The 18,833-nt window shown below is 68.5% G+C and carries 17 protein-coding genes and 1 pseudogene; 7 read left to right on the forward strand and 11 right to left on the reverse strand.

Going from position 1 to position 18,833, the window contains the following annotated elements; all coding sequences use genetic code 11:
* Nucleotides 1-4 precede the first annotated feature (4 nt).
* Both DMC18_RS26820 and DMC18_RS26825 read right to left on the reverse strand, forming a co-directional pair.
* Entirely contained in the window at nt 5-415 is a 411-nt protein-coding gene (locus DMC18_RS26820; RefSeq protein ID WP_233248085.1) for an L-rhamnose/proton symporter RhaT, read from the reverse strand.
* 112 nt (nt 416-527) lie between these two features.
* Nucleotides 528-1,010, reverse strand: a pseudogene (locus tag DMC18_RS26825) (L-rhamnose/proton symporter RhaT); the annotation flags it as partial.
* Nucleotides 1,011-1,236: 226 nt separating this feature from the next.
* Here DMC18_RS26825 and DMC18_RS06780 point away from each other — a divergent pair.
* The gene (locus tag DMC18_RS06780; protein ID WP_110118744.1) at nt 1,237-1,590 is read left to right on the forward strand and encodes a hypothetical protein; all 354 of its coding nucleotides are present in this window, start codon (nt 1,237-1,239) and stop codon (nt 1,588-1,590) included.
* A 146-nt stretch (nt 1,591-1,736) separates the two neighbouring features.
* Nucleotides 1,737-2,282 (forward strand): DUF1697 domain-containing protein, encoded by a 546-nt coding sequence (locus tag DMC18_RS06785; RefSeq protein WP_110118743.1) that lies wholly within the window; start codon nt 1,737-1,739, stop codon nt 2,280-2,282.
* Between the two features lie 18 nt (nt 2,283-2,300).
* Here the strand turns inward: DMC18_RS06785 and DMC18_RS25600 are convergent, their stop codons facing one another.
* The 8 genes from DMC18_RS25600 to DMC18_RS06820 all read right to left on the reverse strand — a co-directional run bounded on the left by DMC18_RS25600 (nt 2,301) and on the right by DMC18_RS06820 (nt 13,179).
* Nucleotides 2,301-2,759 (reverse strand): hypothetical protein, encoded by a 459-nt coding sequence (locus DMC18_RS25600; protein ID WP_146217995.1) that lies wholly within the window; start codon nt 2,757-2,759, stop codon nt 2,301-2,303.
* Nucleotides 2,760-3,247: 488 nt separating this feature from the next.
* On the reverse strand, nt 3,248-3,952 hold the full coding sequence (locus DMC18_RS06790) for an IclR family transcriptional regulator (protein ID WP_110118742.1): 705 nt from the start codon (nt 3,950-3,952) through the stop codon (nt 3,248-3,250).
* Nucleotides 3,953-3,961: 9 nt separating this feature from the next.
* Nucleotides 3,962-5,017, reverse strand: coding sequence for an L-rhamnose/proton symporter RhaT (gene rhaT / locus DMC18_RS06795; RefSeq protein WP_110132793.1), 1,056 nt, complete (start codon nt 5,015-5,017; stop codon nt 3,962-3,964).
* Between the two features lie 6 nt (nt 5,018-5,023).
* Nucleotides 5,024-8,299 (reverse strand): glycosyl hydrolase, encoded by a 3,276-nt coding sequence (locus DMC18_RS06800; RefSeq protein WP_199228363.1) that lies wholly within the window; start codon nt 8,297-8,299, stop codon nt 5,024-5,026.
* A 52-nt stretch (nt 8,300-8,351) separates the two neighbouring features.
* The gene (locus DMC18_RS06805) at nt 8,352-8,561 is read right to left on the reverse strand and encodes a hypothetical protein (protein ID WP_110118739.1); all 210 of its coding nucleotides are present in this window, start codon (nt 8,559-8,561) and stop codon (nt 8,352-8,354) included.
* A 4-nt stretch (nt 8,562-8,565) separates the two neighbouring features.
* Entirely contained in the window at nt 8,566-9,882 is a 1,317-nt protein-coding gene (locus DMC18_RS06810) for a glycoside hydrolase family 1 protein (RefSeq protein WP_110118738.1), read from the reverse strand.
* A 43-nt stretch (nt 9,883-9,925) separates the two neighbouring features.
* Entirely contained in the window at nt 9,926-10,864 is a 939-nt protein-coding gene (locus DMC18_RS06815; RefSeq protein WP_110118737.1) for an alpha/beta hydrolase, read from the reverse strand.
* On the reverse strand, nt 10,864-13,179 hold the full coding sequence (locus DMC18_RS06820; protein WP_110118736.1) for a TonB-dependent receptor: 2,316 nt from the start codon (nt 13,177-13,179) through the stop codon (nt 10,864-10,866). Before DMC18_RS06820 ends, DMC18_RS06815 begins: the two co-directional genes overlap by 1 nt.
* A gap of 284 nt (nt 13,180-13,463) precedes the next feature.
* Here DMC18_RS06820 and DMC18_RS06825 point away from each other — a divergent pair, with 284 nt between their 5' ends.
* The gene (locus DMC18_RS06825; protein WP_110118750.1) at nt 13,464-14,369 is read left to right on the forward strand and encodes a LysR family transcriptional regulator; all 906 of its coding nucleotides are present in this window, start codon (nt 13,464-13,466) and stop codon (nt 14,367-14,369) included.
* A gap of 22 nt (nt 14,370-14,391) precedes the next feature.
* Here DMC18_RS06825 and DMC18_RS25925 read toward each other — a convergent pair whose 3' ends face one another.
* Nucleotides 14,392-14,529: a hypothetical protein gene (locus DMC18_RS25925; RefSeq protein ID WP_158285872.1), complete on the reverse strand. Its 138-nt coding sequence runs from the start codon at nt 14,527-14,529 to the stop codon at nt 14,392-14,394.
* Between the two features lie 253 nt (nt 14,530-14,782).
* On the opposite strand from DMC18_RS25925, the gene DMC18_RS06830 reads away from it, so the two are divergent.
* Genes DMC18_RS06830 through DMC18_RS06845 form a run of 4 tightly spaced genes read left to right on the forward strand, consistent with a single transcriptional unit; the run spans nt 14,783 to nt 18,823 of the window.
* On the forward strand, nt 14,783-16,027 hold the full coding sequence (locus DMC18_RS06830) for an amidohydrolase family protein (RefSeq protein ID WP_233245186.1): 1,245 nt from the start codon (nt 14,783-14,785) through the stop codon (nt 16,025-16,027).
* Nucleotides 16,027-16,839, forward strand: a complete 813-nt coding sequence (locus tag DMC18_RS06835; protein ID WP_110118734.1) for a S9 family peptidase — start codon at nt 16,027-16,029, stop codon at nt 16,837-16,839. The genes DMC18_RS06830 and DMC18_RS06835 overlap by 1 nt, the downstream gene beginning before the upstream one ends.
* Complete coding sequence (locus DMC18_RS06840; protein ID WP_199228362.1) at nt 16,839-18,383, forward strand: bifunctional 3-(3-hydroxy-phenyl)propionate/3-hydroxycinnamic acid hydroxylase; 1,545 nt, start codon at nt 16,839-16,841, stop codon at nt 18,381-18,383. The genes DMC18_RS06835 and DMC18_RS06840 overlap by 1 nt, the downstream gene beginning before the upstream one ends.
* Nucleotides 18,371-18,823 (forward strand): heme-binding protein, encoded by a 453-nt coding sequence (locus tag DMC18_RS06845; RefSeq protein ID WP_110118733.1) that lies wholly within the window; start codon nt 18,371-18,373, stop codon nt 18,821-18,823. The genes DMC18_RS06840 and DMC18_RS06845 overlap by 13 nt, the downstream gene beginning before the upstream one ends.
* Nucleotides 18,824-18,833 lie beyond the last annotated feature (10 nt).

The raw sequence follows: 18,833 nt of genomic DNA on the forward strand, positions 1-18,833 counted from the left end.
GGTTTCAGGCCCCCAGCATGTTGCCGTAGCCGATCACCACCGTGGCGCCGACCAGGAGGGCGACGCCGGCCCAGACCATGTTGCGCACGGCCGGACGGGCGTCCTTCCATTCCTTGAAGGCGAAGCCCCACAGCGTGCCGAAGATGATGATGCTGGCCATGTGCAGGGTCCAGCTGGAGAAGCCGAACTTGCCCATCTGGCTTTCGCCCATGGTGTAGAAGAAGAACTGGAAGTACCAGGCCGTGCCGGCCAGGGCGCTGAGCAGATAGTTGGCCAGCAGCGGCGGCCGGTCGGCCGATTCCTTGGCGTCGGGCGCGCGGCCGATCCACTGGCCGGCGCTGCGGTTCCTGACGATCAGGAAGGCGCACCAGACGCCGTTGGTGATCAGGCCCCCGAACATCACCAGGCACAGCACCGGCAGGCCGGTCCACAGCGGGCCGGTGCCGGCCGCCGCCGAGATCGCCTTGATTCGGCTCGCCGGCCGCCAGGCCGAAGGCGAAGCAGGCGCTCATCACGCCCGAGAACACCGCCACGGCGATGCCCTTGCGGAAGTCGAACTCAGCCACGGCCGCGCGCTTTTCCTCCGGCGACAGGTCGCCGTCCTTCTTGGCGCCGGCCCAGGCGACCACGACGATGCCGGCCAGGGTCATCATCAGGCCCAGCAGGATGATCCGGCCAGAGGGGGTGGCCAGCAGGGCGTCGGCGAAGGTCCCGCGCACCAGCGGCGGGATCAGGGTGCCGAATACGGTGCACAGGCCCAGCACCACGGCCATGCCCAGCGACAGGCCCAGATACCGCATGGTCAGGCCGTAGGTCAGGCCGCCAAAGCCCCACAGCACGCCGAACAGCACGCACAGGCCGACCACGTTCGGCGGAACCTGGGCCATGACGCCGAACAGATCGTGCGTTTGCAAGGAAGCGAAGAACCAGGGCGCCAGCAGCCAGGAGAACACGCCGCCGGTCAGCCAGTAGATCTCCCAGGACCAGCGCCGAACGCCACGATAGGGCACGTAGAAGCTGGCCGAGGCCAGACCGCCCAGCCAATGGAAAAGGACGCCCAAAAGCGGATTCAACGTCAACTCCCGTAATTTGGAACATTGTTCTAATTAATGAGATGGTCGGCGCGCCAGTCGGATCTGTCAATGCGCCGCTGTGCGTGTCGGATGAAATCCGCGCCATGGACTTGTGGTGGAGAGTTTTGCAACTGTAGCGACGCTCGAAACTGGAGGGGGATCGATGCCGCTTGTGATCATGAACACCCCGCAAGGACCGGTGGCGGTCAATTCCGCCGACGTGTTCTGCATCGTGCCGGAGCCGCAGACGCCGGCGGCTGACTGCGAGATCCGCTACGACGCGCCCAGGAGCGTGCTGGCGCTGCATACCGCCGACGAGGCCGCGGCGCGGCTCGACGCGGATCTGCGCCGGCTGGCGGCGGCGTCGCTGGACTTCGACCATGTCTGGATCAATCCGGCGCGGGTCACGAGCGTCGTGCCGCATCCGCAGGTCGCCAACGTCTGTTTCGTCGTCAGCGCCGCACGCAAGATCGCGGTGAAGGGCGAACTGGAGGCCGTGGTGGCGGCGCTGGGCTGAAGACGACGCTGGCGCTAGAGAGCGTGCGGCTCGATTTGGGGTATTATTGCTGATAATATTCCTTAGGCGATGTATCTGGCCTCAAATCCCCCACGACGGCGGCCCGCCCAGGGCTTAAACAGCCGCCTCGTTCGAAAGGCCCGACCATGTCTCTCCACATCGCCCTGCTGCGCGGCGTCAACGCCGCCGGTGGTCGTCTGATCACCGCCGACGAGCTGACCGGCCTGCTGACCGATCTCGGCCACACCGAAGTCCGCATGGGCCCCAAGGTCGGCGACCTGGTGTTCGAGAGCGGCGAGCGCACCGGCGCGGAACTTCAGACCCAGATCGAAACCGAGCTGATGGCGCGCCTGGGCCTGCGCACCGATGTCTATGTCCGCACCGCCGAGGCCTGGCGGGCTCTGGTCGCGGCCAACCCGTTCCCGGATTTCGCGGCGGCCGATCCGGGCTGGCTGATGACTTTGTTCTGCAAGGACACTCCCGACAAGAAGGCCATGGGCGCCCTGCGCGCGGCGATCCGCGGGACCGAGCAGGCGCGGGCCGAAAGCCGCCAGATCTATGCGATCTATCCCGACGGCGTCGGCGGCTCGAAACTGACCACCAGCCTGGTCGAGAAAACCCTCGGCACGCGGATCACGGGGCGAACGTGGACGGCGGTGCTGGCGCTCGCCGACATGCTTGAGCCGACCTAGTCCCTCACCGTAAGGCCCCTACCCTTTCGCAAGGCAGAAATAGGGATTGGGCCGGAAGTCCAGCGACCGATTTTTCAGTCCTTCGACGACAGATTTTTCCCCGAACGCCCCGTAGTCGATGTAGCCGTTTATGCTCGCGCCAGGGGCTATCCGGATTTCGCAATCAGGGCCGATACAGTAGGGAAATTCGGTCTCGATCGATGCGATCGTGCCATTGTCTCCCTTGATCGCAGCGAGATCCCCACCTCCGGAAACCTTGCCCACGTCGTTGGGCCAGGAAGGCAGTGACATGCAAAGGCGCCGCTTGCTGGTCGAGGTGAGGATCACGTCGAAGCGTTCTCGCGAGACGTCTTCCCGCCAAGAAACGCTAAAGTCCTTGCCCTCGACCGCATAGTCGATCTTCGGAGGCGAAGTGGCGCAGCTCGACGCCGAGGCGCCGAGGGCTATAGCCAGTAAGCTGACAACTGAATTTTTCATCACCGCACCGCCGCAGGTATACGGCCATAGGCCTGCAACATGATGTAATCCGGATTGGTCATCGCCGCGGACGACGATATTGACCGATACCGTCCATAAGCCCCACCCACGCACAAGCTTAAGCTCCGATAGACGATTGGGTGAATTCGCGTCAAGGTTGCCTTGGTAATAAAGGCCCTGCCCTGCTAAGTAAAAATCCAGATTGAGCGAAAACTAATCCGCCGACAGACTGATTTGCCCCTCATTCCTAATGGCAAAGCATTGATGTCGAACATAAAAAATCGACCGCTGCCAAGCATCGACGCGGACATGTCGCCCCAACCGACAAATCTCGGCCGTTAGATATCCGGTTGCGGCATATGCCAATTGCGACGCGACCTTTCATAAACGGCCGATAGCGCAGCGCGCGCCGTCGAAAGGAATATATTCCTATTATTGCGGAGTGGCTGGTCTCACAGATCAGCGACAGCGCATCTAGGACTAAATTCCTATTCCCCGCCGATCCTGCGGCTCAGAGCCTGGCCTGCTTCACGCACCTGGCCTCTCAGGCGCTCCAGGCGCTCGTCGTCGAGATACTGCGGGATGGTCGACAGGCTGATGGCGGCGACGATCGCGCCGGCGGCGTCGCGCACGGGCGCGGCGATGCAGACGATGGCGTCGCCGAATTCGTCGCGGTGGAAGCCCAGGCCGCGCGTCCGCGCCTGGCGCATGACCGCAGTCCATTCGGGCGTTTCGCCGGCTTCGTCGTCGCTGTCGAGCATCAGCGCCTGGCCCATGGCCGTCTGGCGCAGCCGGTTGCGCGCGCCGACGCCGTGGCGGACGACCAGCCGGCGCGTGCCCGGCGACTGGGCGACGTAGATCACCTCGTCGCCGTCGCGCACGCCCAGATTGGCCGCGTCGCCGGTGTCGCGGGTCAGCCCCTCCAGGATCGGTTGGGCGAGCCTGGGCAGATCGACGGCGCGCGCGGCGCTGGCGCCCAGGGCGAACATCCGCGGTCCCAGCTTGTAGCCGTGGCCGCCAGCGTTCAGGTGACCGCGTTCTGCGAGCAGCGCGGCCAGCCGGTAGGTCGTGCTGCGGCTCAGCGACAGGCGCTCGGCGATCTGCGCGGGACTGGCGCAGCCGGCGGCCACGGCCTCGAGGATGTCGAGGCCGCGGTGCAGGGTCTGGGAGAGCTTCTGGGCGCTGTCGGTCATCGAGCCATCCTACGCCGCCAGCGCGTTGCCAAGACCGATGACCACGGTCGAGGCCACCAGCACGGCGATGCCGGCGATCACCAGGCCGCGCGTCTTTTTGCTGGCCGCCGCCCACTCCTTCAGGGCGAAGCCCCACAGGGTCGAGAAGATGATGATGCTGGCCATGTGCATGGTCCAGCTGGAGAAGCCGAACCGGCCCATCTGGCTCTCGCCCATGGTGTAGAAGAAGAACTGCAGATACCAGGCCAGGCCGCCCAGGGCGCAGAGGCCGAAGTTGAGGGCCAGCGGGGCGCCCTGCCCCCCTCCCCGGCCCAGCCATTCGCCGGCGCTGCGGTTCTTGAGGATCAGCCCGCCGCACCAGACGAGGTTGGTCGACAGACCGCCCAGCAGCACCACGCACAGCACCGGCAGGCCTTGCCACAGCACGCCCGTGCCGTGGGCCAGCGACAGCCTGCGGATCGGCTCGCCGGCGGCCAGGCCGAAGGCGAAACAGGCGCTCATGATCCCGGAGAAGACGGCGACCGCCAGGCCCTTCCTGAGGTCGAACTCGCCGACGGCGGCGGTCTTGGCCTCGTGCGACAGCTCCGCCTCCTTGGCCTTGCCGGCCAAAGCCACCAGCACGATGCCCAGCAGGGTGACGACGACGCCGGCCAGGATCACCCGGCCGCTGGTGTTGCTGAGCAGCTTTTCGGCGAAGGTGCCGTCGAACAGCGGCGGAACCAGCGTGCCGAAAGCCGTCGTCAGGCCCAGGGCCACGGCCATGCCGAGCGACAGGCCCAGATACCGCATGGTCAGGCCGAAGGTCAGGCCGCCCAGGCCCCACAGGGCGCCGAACAGCCAGCACCAGAACAGGGTGTCGCGTGGCGTCGCGGCCAGCACGGCCAGCAGGTCCTTGGTCTGCAAGGACGCGAACAGCCACGGCGCGATCAGCCAGCTGACGATGCCGCCGGTCAGCCAGAAGATCTCCCACGACCACTTCCGCACGCCCTTGTAGGGCACATAGAAGCTGGCCGACGAAAGCCCGCCCAGCCAGTGGAAGACGAGCCCGAGAAGCGGGTTGCCCATACGCGATTACTCCTGGCGCTCGACGATCAGCCTGGCCGGCTCGATCAGGCCCGAGGGCGACAGCGGCGCCTGCGGCGGATAGGGATCGAAGGTGGCGAAGGTCTTGGGACCGGCGTAGCCGGGCTGCTTGTCGCCGATCAGGCGGTTGGGCCACAGGTTGACGACCTTGACCTCGAGCTTGTTGTCGCCGGCCTTCAGGGCGTCGGTGACGTCGACCTCGAACGGCGCCTTCCACAGCACGCCCAGGTCCTTGCCGTTGACGCTGACGCTGGCCAGGTTCTTGACCGCGCCCAGGTCGAGCACGACGCGAGCCCCCTTCCCCGCCTTCGGGGCCTTGAAGGTGGTCGTGTAGGCGGCGGTTCCGGAGAAGTAGCGGACGGCGGGGTCGGCGCTGTCGGTCCAGGAGCCGGGCTTGACGTCCTTCAAGGTCGGGCCTTGCGGGAAGCTGAGCGTCCAGCCGCCGTCGATCACGGCGGCGACGGTGCGGACCTTGGCCGGAACGGCGCGTTCCGCCGGACCGGACTTGCGGAACACCACGAACACCGCGTCGTGGGCGTTCAGCGCCAGCGGCACGTTGGTGCGGCCGTCGGCGGTCTTGTAGCTGGCCGGCGCGATCGAACCGGTGTCGGCCCGCCAGATCTCGGCCTCGCGGCCGGAAGTGCGGAAGCTGACCGAAGCGGTCTTGGCCTCGCCCGGGTTGCTGACGAAGTAGAGGTCGCCGTCCGGCAACTGGCGGTGCACGAAGCGCAGACCCGCGCCGCCGTCGTCGGCGTCCGGGCCGATCCCCGCCAGGGCCGCGCCCAGGTCGGCGCTGACCCCCGCGAACACCTGGTCGGCCAGGCGCTGGAACTCGGCCGGATCGTCCGACAGGCTGGGCGTGGCGTCGGGGCGGACGCCCACGATCGGCACGCCGGCCGCCTTCAGCGTCAGAAGCTTGCGCAGAACGGGAACGGTCATGCGGCGCACCGACGGATCGATGGCCAGCACGCGGTAGCGCATGCCGCTGGGCGTTGCGACCTGACCGTCCTTGGCGTCCAGCAGGTTCACCAGGGCGTCGCCGTTGACGAAGTCGTAGGCGTGGCCGACCGGGATCTTCGGCATGGCCTTGCCGTAGAGCTCGGTGATGTTGCCGTCCTCGCCGTAGAACCAGGCCACGTCGGCGACGAACCGGCCCTGCTGCAACAGCAGCGAGCTGCGCGACAGATAGTCGATCCATGGCCCTGCTTGCTCGGCCCAGGTCTCCTTGCGGGTGAACCACTGGCCGAAGATGGCCAGGGTCATGCCCGGCCCGGCCGTGTCGAGCGGCTGATGCACCGAGGTGTGAATGATGAAGCGGTTGAGGCCATTGGCCATCATCGCGTCGGCGGTCGGCTTCAGCTTGGCCGGGTCGTAGCCGAAGGGGCTGCTGGCGCTGGTGAACGACTCCGCCGCCACCAGGTTCTGGCCGTAGAGGTGGGCCACCGACGCCGATTCACGAATGTCGGCGTCGTAGCTGAAGGGGTCGTTGGTGACCGGCACCTCGGTCCAGGTCGCGCCCATCGGCACGTCGGCGCTCTTCTTGACCTGCATGCCGTCGCCGACGAAGGCGCGGCCGGTCTCGTGGGACTCGCCGTAGCGCTTCATGCCGCGTGCATGCAGGGCGTCCGACAGCGCGCCGTAGTGCTCGTCGGCGATCAGGTCGCCGATGGTCTTGCGGAAGTCCCAGAGGAAGGCGTCGCTGGCCGCGGCGCTCTCGACCACCCGGCCGCTCAGCACCGGCAGCCAGGGCCTGGCGTCATAGCCGCGCCGGGCCTGGAACTGGGCCAGCATCTTTTCGGTCCAGTTGGCCGAGCCGGCCTCCCAGCTGTCGGTGATCATCGCCTGGACGCCGCGCTTGCCCATCAGCTCGGGGCCGACGGTCTGCTGGTAGAGGTCCAGATAGGTGTCGGCATAGGCGGTCACGTGCTCGCGGCTGAGCTTGTCGACCTCCAGGCCGGTGCCCTCGGCCGAGGCCGGGCTGTTCTGGCGCCCGGTCAGCGAATAGCCGTAGCGCAGCACCTCCCAGCGGCCGGCCGGCGGCGTCCAGTCCAGGGTCCCGTCGGGCTTGAGACGGTCGGTCAGGTCGACGACGTCGGCGCGGTGAACGATGGTGTCGGCCGAGGCCTGCGGCGTGGGATCCTCGTCCAGGCCGCCGGCCGACGACCAACCGGCCTTGTCCTCGAAGCGGTGCACCCGCGCCCCGGCCTCGAAGGCCAGCTCGGCGATCTGGTGGCTGGTCGGATCCTTCAGCCCAGCCATCGCCAGGGCCGGATTGGACGGCCGCGGCAAGAAGACGACCCGGAAGTAGCGCGCCGTCGTCGCCGGGAAGGCCACGGTCTGCTGCAACGCGCCGTGGACCGGCAGCTTGACGACTGGACGGAAGGTCTTGCCGTCGTCGCTGGCCTCGATGCGGCCCTCGGGCGCTGTGGCCCCGAACTCGCCGAAGCCGCCGGCGTGGGCGGCCACCAGTCGCAGGGCGCGCAGGGTCTGGGGCTTGGCGTATTCGACCTGGATCCAGGTTTCCTTGTCGGGCGCGAAGGGCAGCTCGACCTGGCGCACCAGGTCGCCGTCGGTCAGCAGGGCGACGTCGACCGGGTTGCTGGCGGTGATCTTGGCCGACGCGAGCGGGGCCTGCTCGGCGGCCGGCAGGCGGTAGGCGACCACGGCCGCGTCGCGATAATAGGTCGGCAGCTGGCCTTTGATCGCCGACATGGCCGAGCCGCCGCCCGGCACGCCCAGGAACGGTCCGGTGACCGACGGCGGCGCGGCCAGGGGCTTGTCGAGCTTGCGGCCGCCTTCGACGATCGTCTCGCTCCAGACCAGCTTCTTCATCGCCTGTTCGGGTTTGACCCAGGGACCGCCGGTCTCGCTCCAGCCGGGCGAGCCGGCGATGGCGAACTCGAAGCCGTCGGCGTCGGCCGTCTCGACCGCGTGCTTGAACGCCGCCCGCCACTCCGGCGTCATGAACACCAGGCGCTTGTCGACGACGTGCGGGGTGTCGAAGAAGCCGCCGTCGTTGAAGCCGGCGTCGAAGTTCTGCACCCCGGCCAGGCCGATGCGCTTCATCCAGGCCAGGTCCTTGTCGATGCCATCCTGGGTGACGTTGCCGCTCATCCAGTGCCACCAGACCCGCGGCCGGGCCGTGTTCGGCGGATCGACGAAGCTCGCGCCGAGGGCGTCGGCCTGCTGCCGGGCCAGGGCCGGCGATCCGGCGAGCATGGCGGCCAGGGCCGCTCCGGCGATCAGGCGTCGGGCGAGGGTCATGGGCAGATACTCCAGAGGCGGCCGCGCGCCGGCCGCCCCAACAAACAGGATGTCAGGCGGCGGAAGCGGCGCGACGGGCCTTCAGGCCCTCGACCAGCAGGGCCATGAAGCCGCCGAAGAAGCCGCTGAACAAGCCGCTGATCCCATTGCCGAGCGCGTTGGCGGCGGCGTGGGGCGGCAGCGGGACGACATAACCGACGGCGGCGCTGATCACGGCGCCGATGAGCCCGCCGATCAGGCCGGCGATGAGGGCGTTCTTCATGGCGTCAGATCCGGTTGGCGCGGGCGATCTGGCCCAGCAGCACGGCGCTGGGCTTGGGCGTGCGGGCCTGGGTGGCGCGGTCGACGGCGACGAGGCCGAACTTGGGTCCGTAGCCGAACACCCACTCGAAATTGTCCAGCAGCGACCAGTGGACGTAGCCCTTCACCGGGATGCCATCGTCCATCGCCGCCTTCAGGCCTTCCAGCGCGATCTTGATGTAGGCCACGCGACGCGTGTCGTCCTCGATCGCGACGCCGTTCTCGGTGACGTAGATCGGCTTGCCCGAGAGGGCGTGGGCGTAGCGCACGGTCTGACCCAGGGCCTGGGGCGAGAACTCCTCGCCGGTCTGGGTCAGCTCGACGCCCTGCGGCGGCTGCATCTGGCCCTTGGCGTCGATCTGGGCGCGGCTGTAGGTCTGGACGCCGACGAAGTCGCCGGTCTGCTTGATGGCCTCCAGCCAGGGATCGTAGCACTGGGCCCGCTTCTCGTCGCGCCGGCTGTTCTCGCCCACGGCCTGATCGTCCAACATCGCCAGGGTGGCGCCGACCGGGAAGTCGCCGGGACCGGCCTTGATGGCGGCGTAGCCCTGCTTGTGGGCCTCGATCAGGTTGGGCAGCATCACGTCCTGGCGACCGAACTGGGCGCTGGAGAAAAGCGGCGTGCCGCAAGCCTTGGCCGCGTCGACCATCGCCTGCTTCATCTGGTCGAGGATGAACGGCGGCAGAATCCACTGCAGCAGCAGGCCGATATTGGGCTCGTTGAAGGTGGCGGCCCCACCGGCCAGGTCGCCCACGCCCTTGACCGCATAGGCGCAATAGCGCGCGAACAGGGCCGGACTTTCCGGGTTCTCCCAGCCGCCCTGGGCCGCGAACCAGCGCGGCACGACGAAGTGGTTGAAGGTGATCAGCGGCGTGACGCCGTGCTTGCGGCAGGTCAGGGCGACCCGGCGATAGTGCTCCAGCTCGGCGGCCGAGAACTGGCCCTTGGCTGGCTCGATCCGCGCCCACTCCAGCGAGAAACGGTAGGTGTTCAAACCCAGCTTCGCCAGCAGGGCGATGTCGGCCTCGTAGCGGTGATAGTGGTCGCAGGCGTCGCCCGACGGCTCCATGAACGGGCTGGGCTTCAGCTGCTCCAACAGCCAGGTGTCGCTGTTGACGTTGTTGCCTTCCACCTGGTGGCCGGCGGTGGCCGCGCCCCAGAGGAAGCCCTTGGGGAAGTCGCCGCCGGCGGCCTTGGCCTGGGAGACGGCGGGACTGGCGGCGGCCGCGGCGCCGGCCGCCATCAGCAGCCGGCGGGTGAGCGGGAGGTCACGGAAGGTCATCGGGATCTCCGGAAAAGGAACGCAATAGGGGTCACTGGACGGGTCACTGGGCGGGCTTCAGCAGGCCGCGTGCGGCCATCCAGGCGTAGAACTGGTCGATCCAGAGATCGCTGGTCGTGCCCCGCTTGTGCAGGCCGAACCCGTGGTCGCCCTTCTCGTAGACGTGCATCTCGACCTTGCCGCCGGCCTGCTTCCAGGCCTGGACGAGGCCGTAGTCGGTATTGCCGAACAGCGGATCGTCATTGGCGATGGCGGTGAACATCGGCGGCGGGTCGGCCGGCGGGCTCACCGTGTTCATCGGGCCGTAGATCGGGGCGATGAAGTCGGGCCGGGCGTCCGGCGCATTGCGCAGCGTCGCGCCCAGGGTGGTCATGGCCCCGGCGGAGAAGCCCATCAGCCCCACCCGCCTGGGATCCACGCCCCACTCGCCGGCCCGCGAGCGCACCAGGCGCAGGGCCTGCTGGGCGTCGTCCAGCGCCAGGGGCTGGCTGATCGGCGGGGCCTTGTCGGCCCCGGCCTTGGCCGCCGCGCCGAAGCGCGCGCCCAGCACCTGAAGCGTCTCCTGGTCGTTGTCCGGCGTCGGGTCCAGGCGGTACTTCAGGACGAAGGCGGCGATCCCGTGATCGGCCAGCCACTGGGCGACCTTCTCGCCTTCCCACTCCATCGACAGCAGCATGTAGGCGCCGCCGGGGGCGACGATCACCGCCGCGCCCGTCGCCTTGCCCTTGGCCGGCAGATACGGCGTCAGGGTCGGCCTGGTGACGTTGCGCACGGCCACGCCGTCGATCAGGTAGTTCCAGTGCTCCACCTGGGTCGCGCCCTCCGAACCCGGCGCGACGCCGGGCCAGAGCGGGATCGCCCCGGCTTGGGCCGGCGCAGGGATCGTGCGGATCTCGACGCGCTGAGGAATGCCCTGGGCCAAGGCGCTCCCGGCGAACGCGGCGAGAGCCGCGCCCACCAGAAGGAAGAACCTCGCCCGCATCAGAAGTGGCCTTCGAGGGTCACGCCGACGGTGCGCTCGGCCTCGCGGGTGCGCCAGTTGATGTAGCCGTCATAGCCGCTCTGGAACGGCAGGGTGATGATCGCCGCGTTGAAGTCCTGCTTGAGCAGGTTGCGGGCGAACACCCCGACGCGCCACTGGCGGTCTTCCGGACCGATCCCGGCCGAGACGTTGAGCACGCCGTAGCCCTTCTGGATGGTGTTGGGATCGCCGACGCTGTTCTGGGTCTTGGTGCGGTAGGAGTAGTTGGCCGCGGCGTCGAACGTCAGGGCGTCGGTGATCGCGTGCTCATAGTTGGCGCCGAGCACGACGGTGACCTTCGGCGCGCCGGCCAGGGTCTGGCCCTTGGCCTGATAGACGTAGGTGCCGTTGTTCAGGGTGCAGCCGACGTAGCCGGCCAGGATCAGGTTGTTCGGGCAGCTGGTGACGTAGTCGGTGTACTTGGCGTCGGAATAGGTGGTCGAGGCGTTCAGCTTCAGCGAGCTGTTGACCCGCAGGTTGGCCTCGATCTCGAAGCCCTTGGCCTCCAGCCCGCCGGCGTTCTCGGTGACGAACTCGTTGTTGCGCAGCACCGCGGTCTGCAGGTCGGTGTACTTGTCGTAGAAGATGTTGCCATTCAGCGTCAGGCGACGATCCAGCAGGGTCGTCTTGGCGCCGATGGTGACGTCGTCGACGGTCTGCGGCGCGACATTGGTCTTGGTGCCGCTGAGCGCCGAGAAGGTCACCGTCGGGCCGAGATAGCCGCGGGCCACGGTGCCGAAGATCAGCACGTTGTCGGACGGCTTCCAGTCCAGGCCGATGCGGCCCGAGGGGCTCGACTTCGAGGTCTCGCCGGTCTGCAGGGCGCGCGGCGTATAGGGCACGGTGGTCCCGCCGGCCGTCAGGAAGGCCGGCAGCGACGGATCAAGCTCGGACCAGTTGGAGGCCTCGACTTTGTCCTTGGTCATCCGCGCCCCGCCCAGCAGGCTGAGGGTGTCGCTCAGCTTGTAGCGGCCGTCGATGAACACCGCGGCGCTGTCGGTCGTGGTCTTGCCGTGGTTCAGGCCGGCCGTGATCGAGACCACCGGGGCGGTGCTGTAGGGCGTGGCCGGGCGCAGTTGGGCGCTCTCGCCTGTGTTTTCGGTCTCCAGGCGCGAGACGAACAGGCCGGCGACATAGCTGAGGCGGCCGCTGCTGGGCGAGGTCAGGCGGAATTCCTGCGAGGCCTGGGTCTTGACCTGCCCGCGGGCCTGGGCGGTGAACTTGGACTGCGGCGAGGCGTCGATCGAGTAGTTGTACGGATCGTCCTTGTAGCCGCGATAGGCGCTCAGCGAGGTCAGGGTGTACTCGCCCAGCTCCCAGTTCAGCTCCAGCGAGGCGCCGTAGTTGGTCGTGCCCAGGCTGCCGCCGCCGTCCTCGATGGACTTGTCGTTCGAGGCGCTGGCCGTGACGCCCAGGGCCGAGAGGCTGGTGAAGGGCGCCAGGAAGTTGGCGTCGGTGGTCGGGGCCTTGTTCAGGGTCCAGAGCTGGCCGGGACCCTTCTGGCGCTGGCGCGAATAGTCGCCGATCAGGTAGGCGCTAAAGGTGTCGGTCGGCTTCCAGTAGAGCTTGCCGCGCGCGCCGTTGTTGTGGATGCCGCCCCAGTCCTCGTTGCGCACGACGTTGTGGACGTAGCCGTCATAGGCCTTGTCGTAGAGGAAGATGCCGACGGCCAGGGTGTCCGACAGCGGGGCGGTGACGCCGCCGTGCACGTCGCGCTCGTTCAGCGAGCCGTAGGAGGCGAAGAAGTCGCCCGTCGCCGTGGTCAGGCTAGGCTTGCGGGTGGTGATCGAGATGACGCCGCTGGAGGCGTTCTTGCCGAACTGGGTGCCTTGCGGGCCTTTCAGCACTTCGACGCGCTCCAGGTCGCCCAGGCTGTCGACCGGCGAGCCGAACGGAACCACGACGCCGTCGACCACCAGGCCGACCGGCGATTCCGAGCTCGAGGTGAAGCCGCCGGCCGAGCCGACGCCGCGCAGGCGGAAGCCGGAGTCGTTGGGCGTGGTGCCGAACTGCACGCCGGCGACCGAATACTGCAGGTCGGTCACGGCCTTGGCGCCGGTGGCGGCCAGCTGGTCGCCGCTGACGGCCGAGACGGCCAGCGGCACGTCCTGCAGGCGCTCGGAGCGGCGGGTGGCGGTGACGACCACTTCTTCGATGGCGATCGGCGACTCGGTGGTCGCGCCGTTGGCGGGCGAGGCGTCCTGCGCGTGGGCCGCGCCGCCGATGGCGACGGTGAGGCTGGTGGCGGCCAGCAGGCTGAGCTTGAATGCGTTCATGGGGGTTCCCCTTCCCTGCGAGCCGGCGATCTTCGTCGTCCGGCTTCGTTTCCGTTTCCCTGGACCCCGGCTTGGCGCCGGCGTTGGTGTTGAGCTGGACGGTAGCGAGGGGGTCCCGCACCGACCAATTCAATCGTTGAACAGCAACTATCACTCAAGATTATGCGGGACTGCGTTTCATATAATGAAACTGATAAGGTGCTTGCCCCAATGGCGCCGCTCGGTCTAAGCCGCTTGAAATGTCAGGGTCCACAGAAGGCCCGATGTCTCTGGAGGATCCTGCCGTGCGCTTTCACAACCTCGACCTGAACTTGCTGGTCGTGCTGGATTCCCTGCTTCAGGAGCGCAGCGTCAGCCAGACGGCCCAAGCCCTGCGCCTCACCCAGCCGGCGATCAGCAACGCCCTCTCGCGCCTGCGCCAGCACTTCGAGGACGACCTTCTGGTCCAGGTCGGCCGCAAGATGGTCCCGACCCCGTTCGCCGAAAGCCTGGCCGCACCGGTGCGCGAGGCCCTGGACGGCCTGCGCCGCATCGTCGTCAACCGCTCGGAATTCGATCCCGCCGCCGCCGACCGCACCTTCACCTTCGTCTGCTCGGACTACGTCTTCAACGTTCTGATGACCGGAGCCATCCGCAAGCTGGTGACCGTCGCGCCGCGGCTGAAGATCGTGGTGCTGCTGACCTCCGACCAAAGCGCGGCCCTGCTGGGCGAGGGCAAGATCGACTTCATGATCTCGCCCGAGCGCAAGTGCGATCCGGGCCATCCGAAGAGCCCGCTGTTCAGCGACCGCTTCGCCTGCATCGCCTGGCGCGACAACCCGCTGGTCGGCGCCAGCCTCACCCTCGAGAAGTACCTCGAACTGGAGCACGTCTCGGTGACGCTGGGCCCGCACAACCCGCCGCACATCGAGCAGGAATCGCTGGACGCCCAAGGCGTGGAGCGCAACATCGTCGTCCACGCGCCCACCTTCAACTGCGTGGCCGAGATCGTGGTGGGCACCAACATGATCGCCACCGTCCATGCCCGCAACGCGGCTATCCTGGCCAAGCGCCTGCCGCTGAAGGTGCTGGCGCCGCCGGTGGAGATCGCGACGTTCACCGAGTTCCTGCAGTGGCACAAGAACAAGGAAACCGACGCGGGCACGCTGTGGCTGCGCGACTTCCTGATCGAGCACGCCCAGAGCCTTTAGAGGCGAGGGTCGGTGACCGGCCCTAGGTCGCCAGGCCGATCAGGATCTTGAGCACGACCGCGGCGGCCGTCAGGCCGGCGATGATCGTGGTGAAGCAGAAGAGGCTGCTGGTCAGCCCGTGCGCGCGGCGCTGGCGACGCGAGACCATGTCGATGGTCATGTCCTGTTTCCTCCCAAGACCGCTCTGACGGCGGCATGGGAGGAGCTTCCTCGCGATACTGACTATCCGCCAATTCAATCGCTGAATGGCGACCATAAGCCGCATGAAGGTGTCGGCCCCATCATCGCCGGTGATGCGAGACATTCCCCGATTGAATTTTTTCCGGCCGGTCCCCTCCCCGTAAATGGTCGCAAGGGGCGCGGCGCATCATCGACCGCCGCCCGCGAACAAAAATCGGCAGGGTGGAATCCACGTGGCGCGTACGCTCATCACCAATATCCAGGTCTTCGACGGCACGGGCCGCGCGCCCTTCGCCGGCGAGGTCCTGATCGAGGACAACCGCATCGCCCGCGTGGCGGCGACGGCTTCCGAAGGCCGGATCGAAGCGGCCGACGCAACGGTCATCGACGGCGCCGGCGCGACCCTGATGCCGGGTCTGATCGAAGCCCACGCCCACCTGTCCTGGCCCTCGTCGATCGAGCGCTTCATTCCCGAATTCATCCTGCCGCCGGAAGAACAACTGCTGGCCACGGTGCGCAACGCCCGCGTCCTGCTGGAAAGCGGCTTCACCAGCGCCTATTCGGCCGGCGCCCTGGGCGAGCGCATCGAGGTGGTGGTCCGCAACGAGATCGACGGCGGCTGGACCCCGGGTCCGCGCCTGCGCGCCTCGACCATTGAGCGCAGCCCCGAGGGCGAGAACACCGGCGAGATCGACCACGGGCGCGGTCCCGAGGCGATGAAGGCCTTCGTCAAGCACTGCAAGACCATCGGCATCGACCAGGTCAAGCTGGTGATCAGCGGCGAAGACGCCCTGCTGCCCGGCTCCTCGCAGCACATCCTCTACACCGAGGAAGAGGTCCAGGCGGCCGGCGAGCAGGCCCGCGAAAGCGACATCTGGCTGTCGGCCCACACCCAGGCCGGCGAGGCGATCAAGATGGCCCTGCGGGCCGGCGTACGGGTGCTCTACCACTGCACCTACGCCGACGAGGAAGCGCTCGACCTGCTGGAAGCGCACAAGGACGAGATCTTCGTCGCCCCGGCCATCGGCGTCATCGTCGCCACCTTGGAGGCCAAGCCGCCGCCGCACATCGACATGACCTCGATGAAGGAAGCCGCCGTTCCGGTCGTCGAAAAGTGCAAGGTGCTGATCCCCGAGCTGAAGCGCCGGGGCGTGCGCGTGCTGCCCGGCGGCGACTACGGCTTTCCGTTCAATCCCAACGGCGCCAACGCCCGCGACCTGCAGCACTTCGTCGACCTGTTCGGCTACACGCCCACCGAGGCCCTGGTGGCCGCCACCAAGCTGGGCGGCGAGCTGATGGGCCGCGCCGACGAACTGGGCCTGGTCGAGCCGGGCTACCTGGCCGACCTGCTGCTGGTCGACGGCGACCCGACCCAGGACGTCTCGATCCTGCAGCGTCGCGACCGCCTGCTGATGATCATGAAGGACGGCAAGATGCACAAGGCGCCGGCCCAGCCGGTTGCGCGGGCCGCCGCCTGATGAGCGTCCGTTCCGATATCGTCTTCGGCGTCGCCGGCTCGGCCGAGCTGAAGGGCGACCTCTATCTGCCCGACGCGCCGGGCCCGCATCCGGTGCTGGTCGCGGCCCCCGGCGGCGCCTGGCTGCGCAACGACAAGGCCCAACTGGCCCGCTGGGGCAAGTATCTCGCCGGCCAGGGCTACGCCGTCTTCGCCATCGACTATCGCCGCTCGACCAACGGCAAGTCGTTCCCCGGCAACGTCCAGGACGTGGTCGAGGCCGCGCGCTTTCTGAAACGCGAGGCCGCCGGCCTCGGTGTTGACCCCGACCGCATCGGCCTGCTCGGCGCCTCGGCCGGCGCCCACCTGACGGCGCTGGCGGCCCTGGCCCAGGGCCAGCCCTGGCTCTATGGCGAAACCGTCCAGTTCAAGACCCTGGTCGCCGTCTACGGCGTCTACGACCTCTTCGCGCACTGGCAGGCGGATCTGGCCAAGAACGCCGCCCCGGGAACCGATCCGACCTTCCGGATGCTGGGCGCGGATCCGTACGAGGATCCGCAGCTCTATGTCGCCGCCTCGCCGCTGCGCCACGTGCGCTACGATCGCAACGCCCTGAAGGCGCTGGTGATCTGGGGCGAGCGCGACCACGACATCGATCCCGGCCAGTCGGAAGCCTTCGCCCGCGCCCTGCGCCAGGCCCGCTTCTTCGTGCGCACCCTGCCCGTGCCCGACGCCGGCCATTTCTGGTTCAGCGAGGAAGAGGTCGACACGCCCCACACCGCCGCCGGCCGGGTCGCTCCCGCCATCGTCCGTTTCCTCGACAAGCACCTGTGATGATTTACGACGTCGCCATCGTCGGCTGCGGCCCCGTCGGGGCCCTGGCCGCCAACCTCCTGGGCCAGGCGGGCCTCAGCGTTCTGGTGCTCGAGCAGGAGCGCGATCCTCATCCCCTGCCCCGCGCCGTCCACCTCGACCACGAGATGATGCGCATCTTCCAGGGCGCGGGTCTCGTCGAGCGCCTGCATCCCTTGATGCGCGAGACGCAGGGCCACCTGCACATCGGCGCCGACGGCGGGGTGATCCGCTACATGGGCACCGCCGGCCAGGCCAAGCGCTTTGGCTGGGCCAACGACTACTTCTTTTACCAACCCGAGCTTGAGGCGCAGCTTCGCGACGCCCTGGCCCGTTTCCCGGCCGTCACCCTGCGCCTGGGCGCCAGGCTGGAAAGCCTGACCCAGGACGCCGACGGCGCCGACCTCGCGCTGGCCGGCGGCGAGACCCTGCGCGCCCACTGGGTGATCGCCTGCGACGGCGCCCGCAGCGCCGTGCGCAAGAGCCTGGGCGTCAGGCTCGACGACCTCGATTTCGAGGAGCCCTGGCTCGTCGTCGACGCAGAGGTCGACGGCCCGATCGTCTTCCCCGACATTCCCGGCCTGCCGGCGGGCGCTGATCTGCAGCAGCTGTCGGTGATGCTGTGCGACCCGCGCCGTCCGGCCACCATCGTGCCGGGCCGCGGCAATCACCGCCGCTGGGAGTTCATGCTGCTGCCCGGCGAGGACGACCAGGCGATGATGGCGACGCAGCAGGTCGAGGCCCTGATCGCGCCCTGGGTCGAAGGCTCGACCTATCGCCTGGTGCGCGCCGCCACCTATCGCTTCCATGGCCTGGTCGCCGAGCGCTGGCGTGTGGGCCGGGTGTTCCTGGCCGGCGACGCCGCCCATCAGACCCCGCCGTTCTTCGGCCAGGGCATGTGTCATGGCCTGCGCGACGTCTCGAACCTGGCCTGGAAGCTGCCGCTGGTGATTTCCGGCCTGGCCGAGGACGCTCTGCTCGACACCTACCAGCCCGAGCGCGACCCGCACGTACGCGGCGTCATCGGCGCGGCCGTGAACGCGGGCCGCTACATCTGCCAGCTCGACCCCGCCAAGGCCGCCGAGCGCGACGCCCACATGCGCGAGGTCATGGCCGCCGCCAAGCCCGGAACCACGGCCGCCGACCTGATCCCCGCCTACCAGGCCGGGGTCGCCCGCCCCGGATCCGGCGAGCGCTTCATCCACCCCCGCGTCGGCGGCGTCCTGCTCGACGATGTGCTGGGCGAGGGCTTCGCGGTCATCGCCCGCGAACCGGTGGCCGCATCGCCCGCCTTCGCCCGCATCGGCGGTTCGCTCCACGTGATCGGCGAGGGCCTCGACGACGCCGACGGCGCCTTGACCGCCTGGCTCGACGCCAAGGGCGCGGCCGCCGTGCTGCTGCGCCCCGACCGCTACGTCTACGGCGTCGCCGAGATCGCCGACGCCCTGCCCGCCCTGATCGACCAGCTTTGCGCCGACCTCTCTCTCAAGGTCGAAGCGCCCAAGGAGACCGCATGTCCCGCCTGACCCTGGAGGCCGCCTCCATCATCGTCGACGCGGCCCTCGCCCAAGCCCGTCGCGACGGCTACCAGCCGCTGGCCGTGGCCGTGCTCGACGCCGGCGCGCACCTGGTGGCCCTCAAGCGCGAGGACGACGCCAGCCTGATGCGGCCGCAGATCGCCGTCGCCAAGGCCACCGGCGCTCTGGGCATGGGCTACGGCAGCCGTGAGCTGGCCAAGCGCGCCAACGCCGCCCCGGTGTTCTACTCGGCCCTCTTCGCCATCAGCGGCGGGGCCATGGCCCCCTCGCCCGGCGGCGTGCTGATCCGTGACGAAGGCGGCCGGATCATCGGCGCGGTGGGCGTCAGCGGCGACACCGGCGACGCCGACGAGGCCTGCGCCATCGCCGGCGTGATCGCCGCCAGCCTCACCCCCGATCCCGGCGGCGCGCCCGCGCCGCAAGCCTAGAGTGTCCCCC

The sequence above is a fragment of the Caulobacter sp. D5 genome (assembly GCF_003185805.1).
GTDB lineage: Bacteria > Pseudomonadota > Alphaproteobacteria > Caulobacterales > Caulobacteraceae > Caulobacter.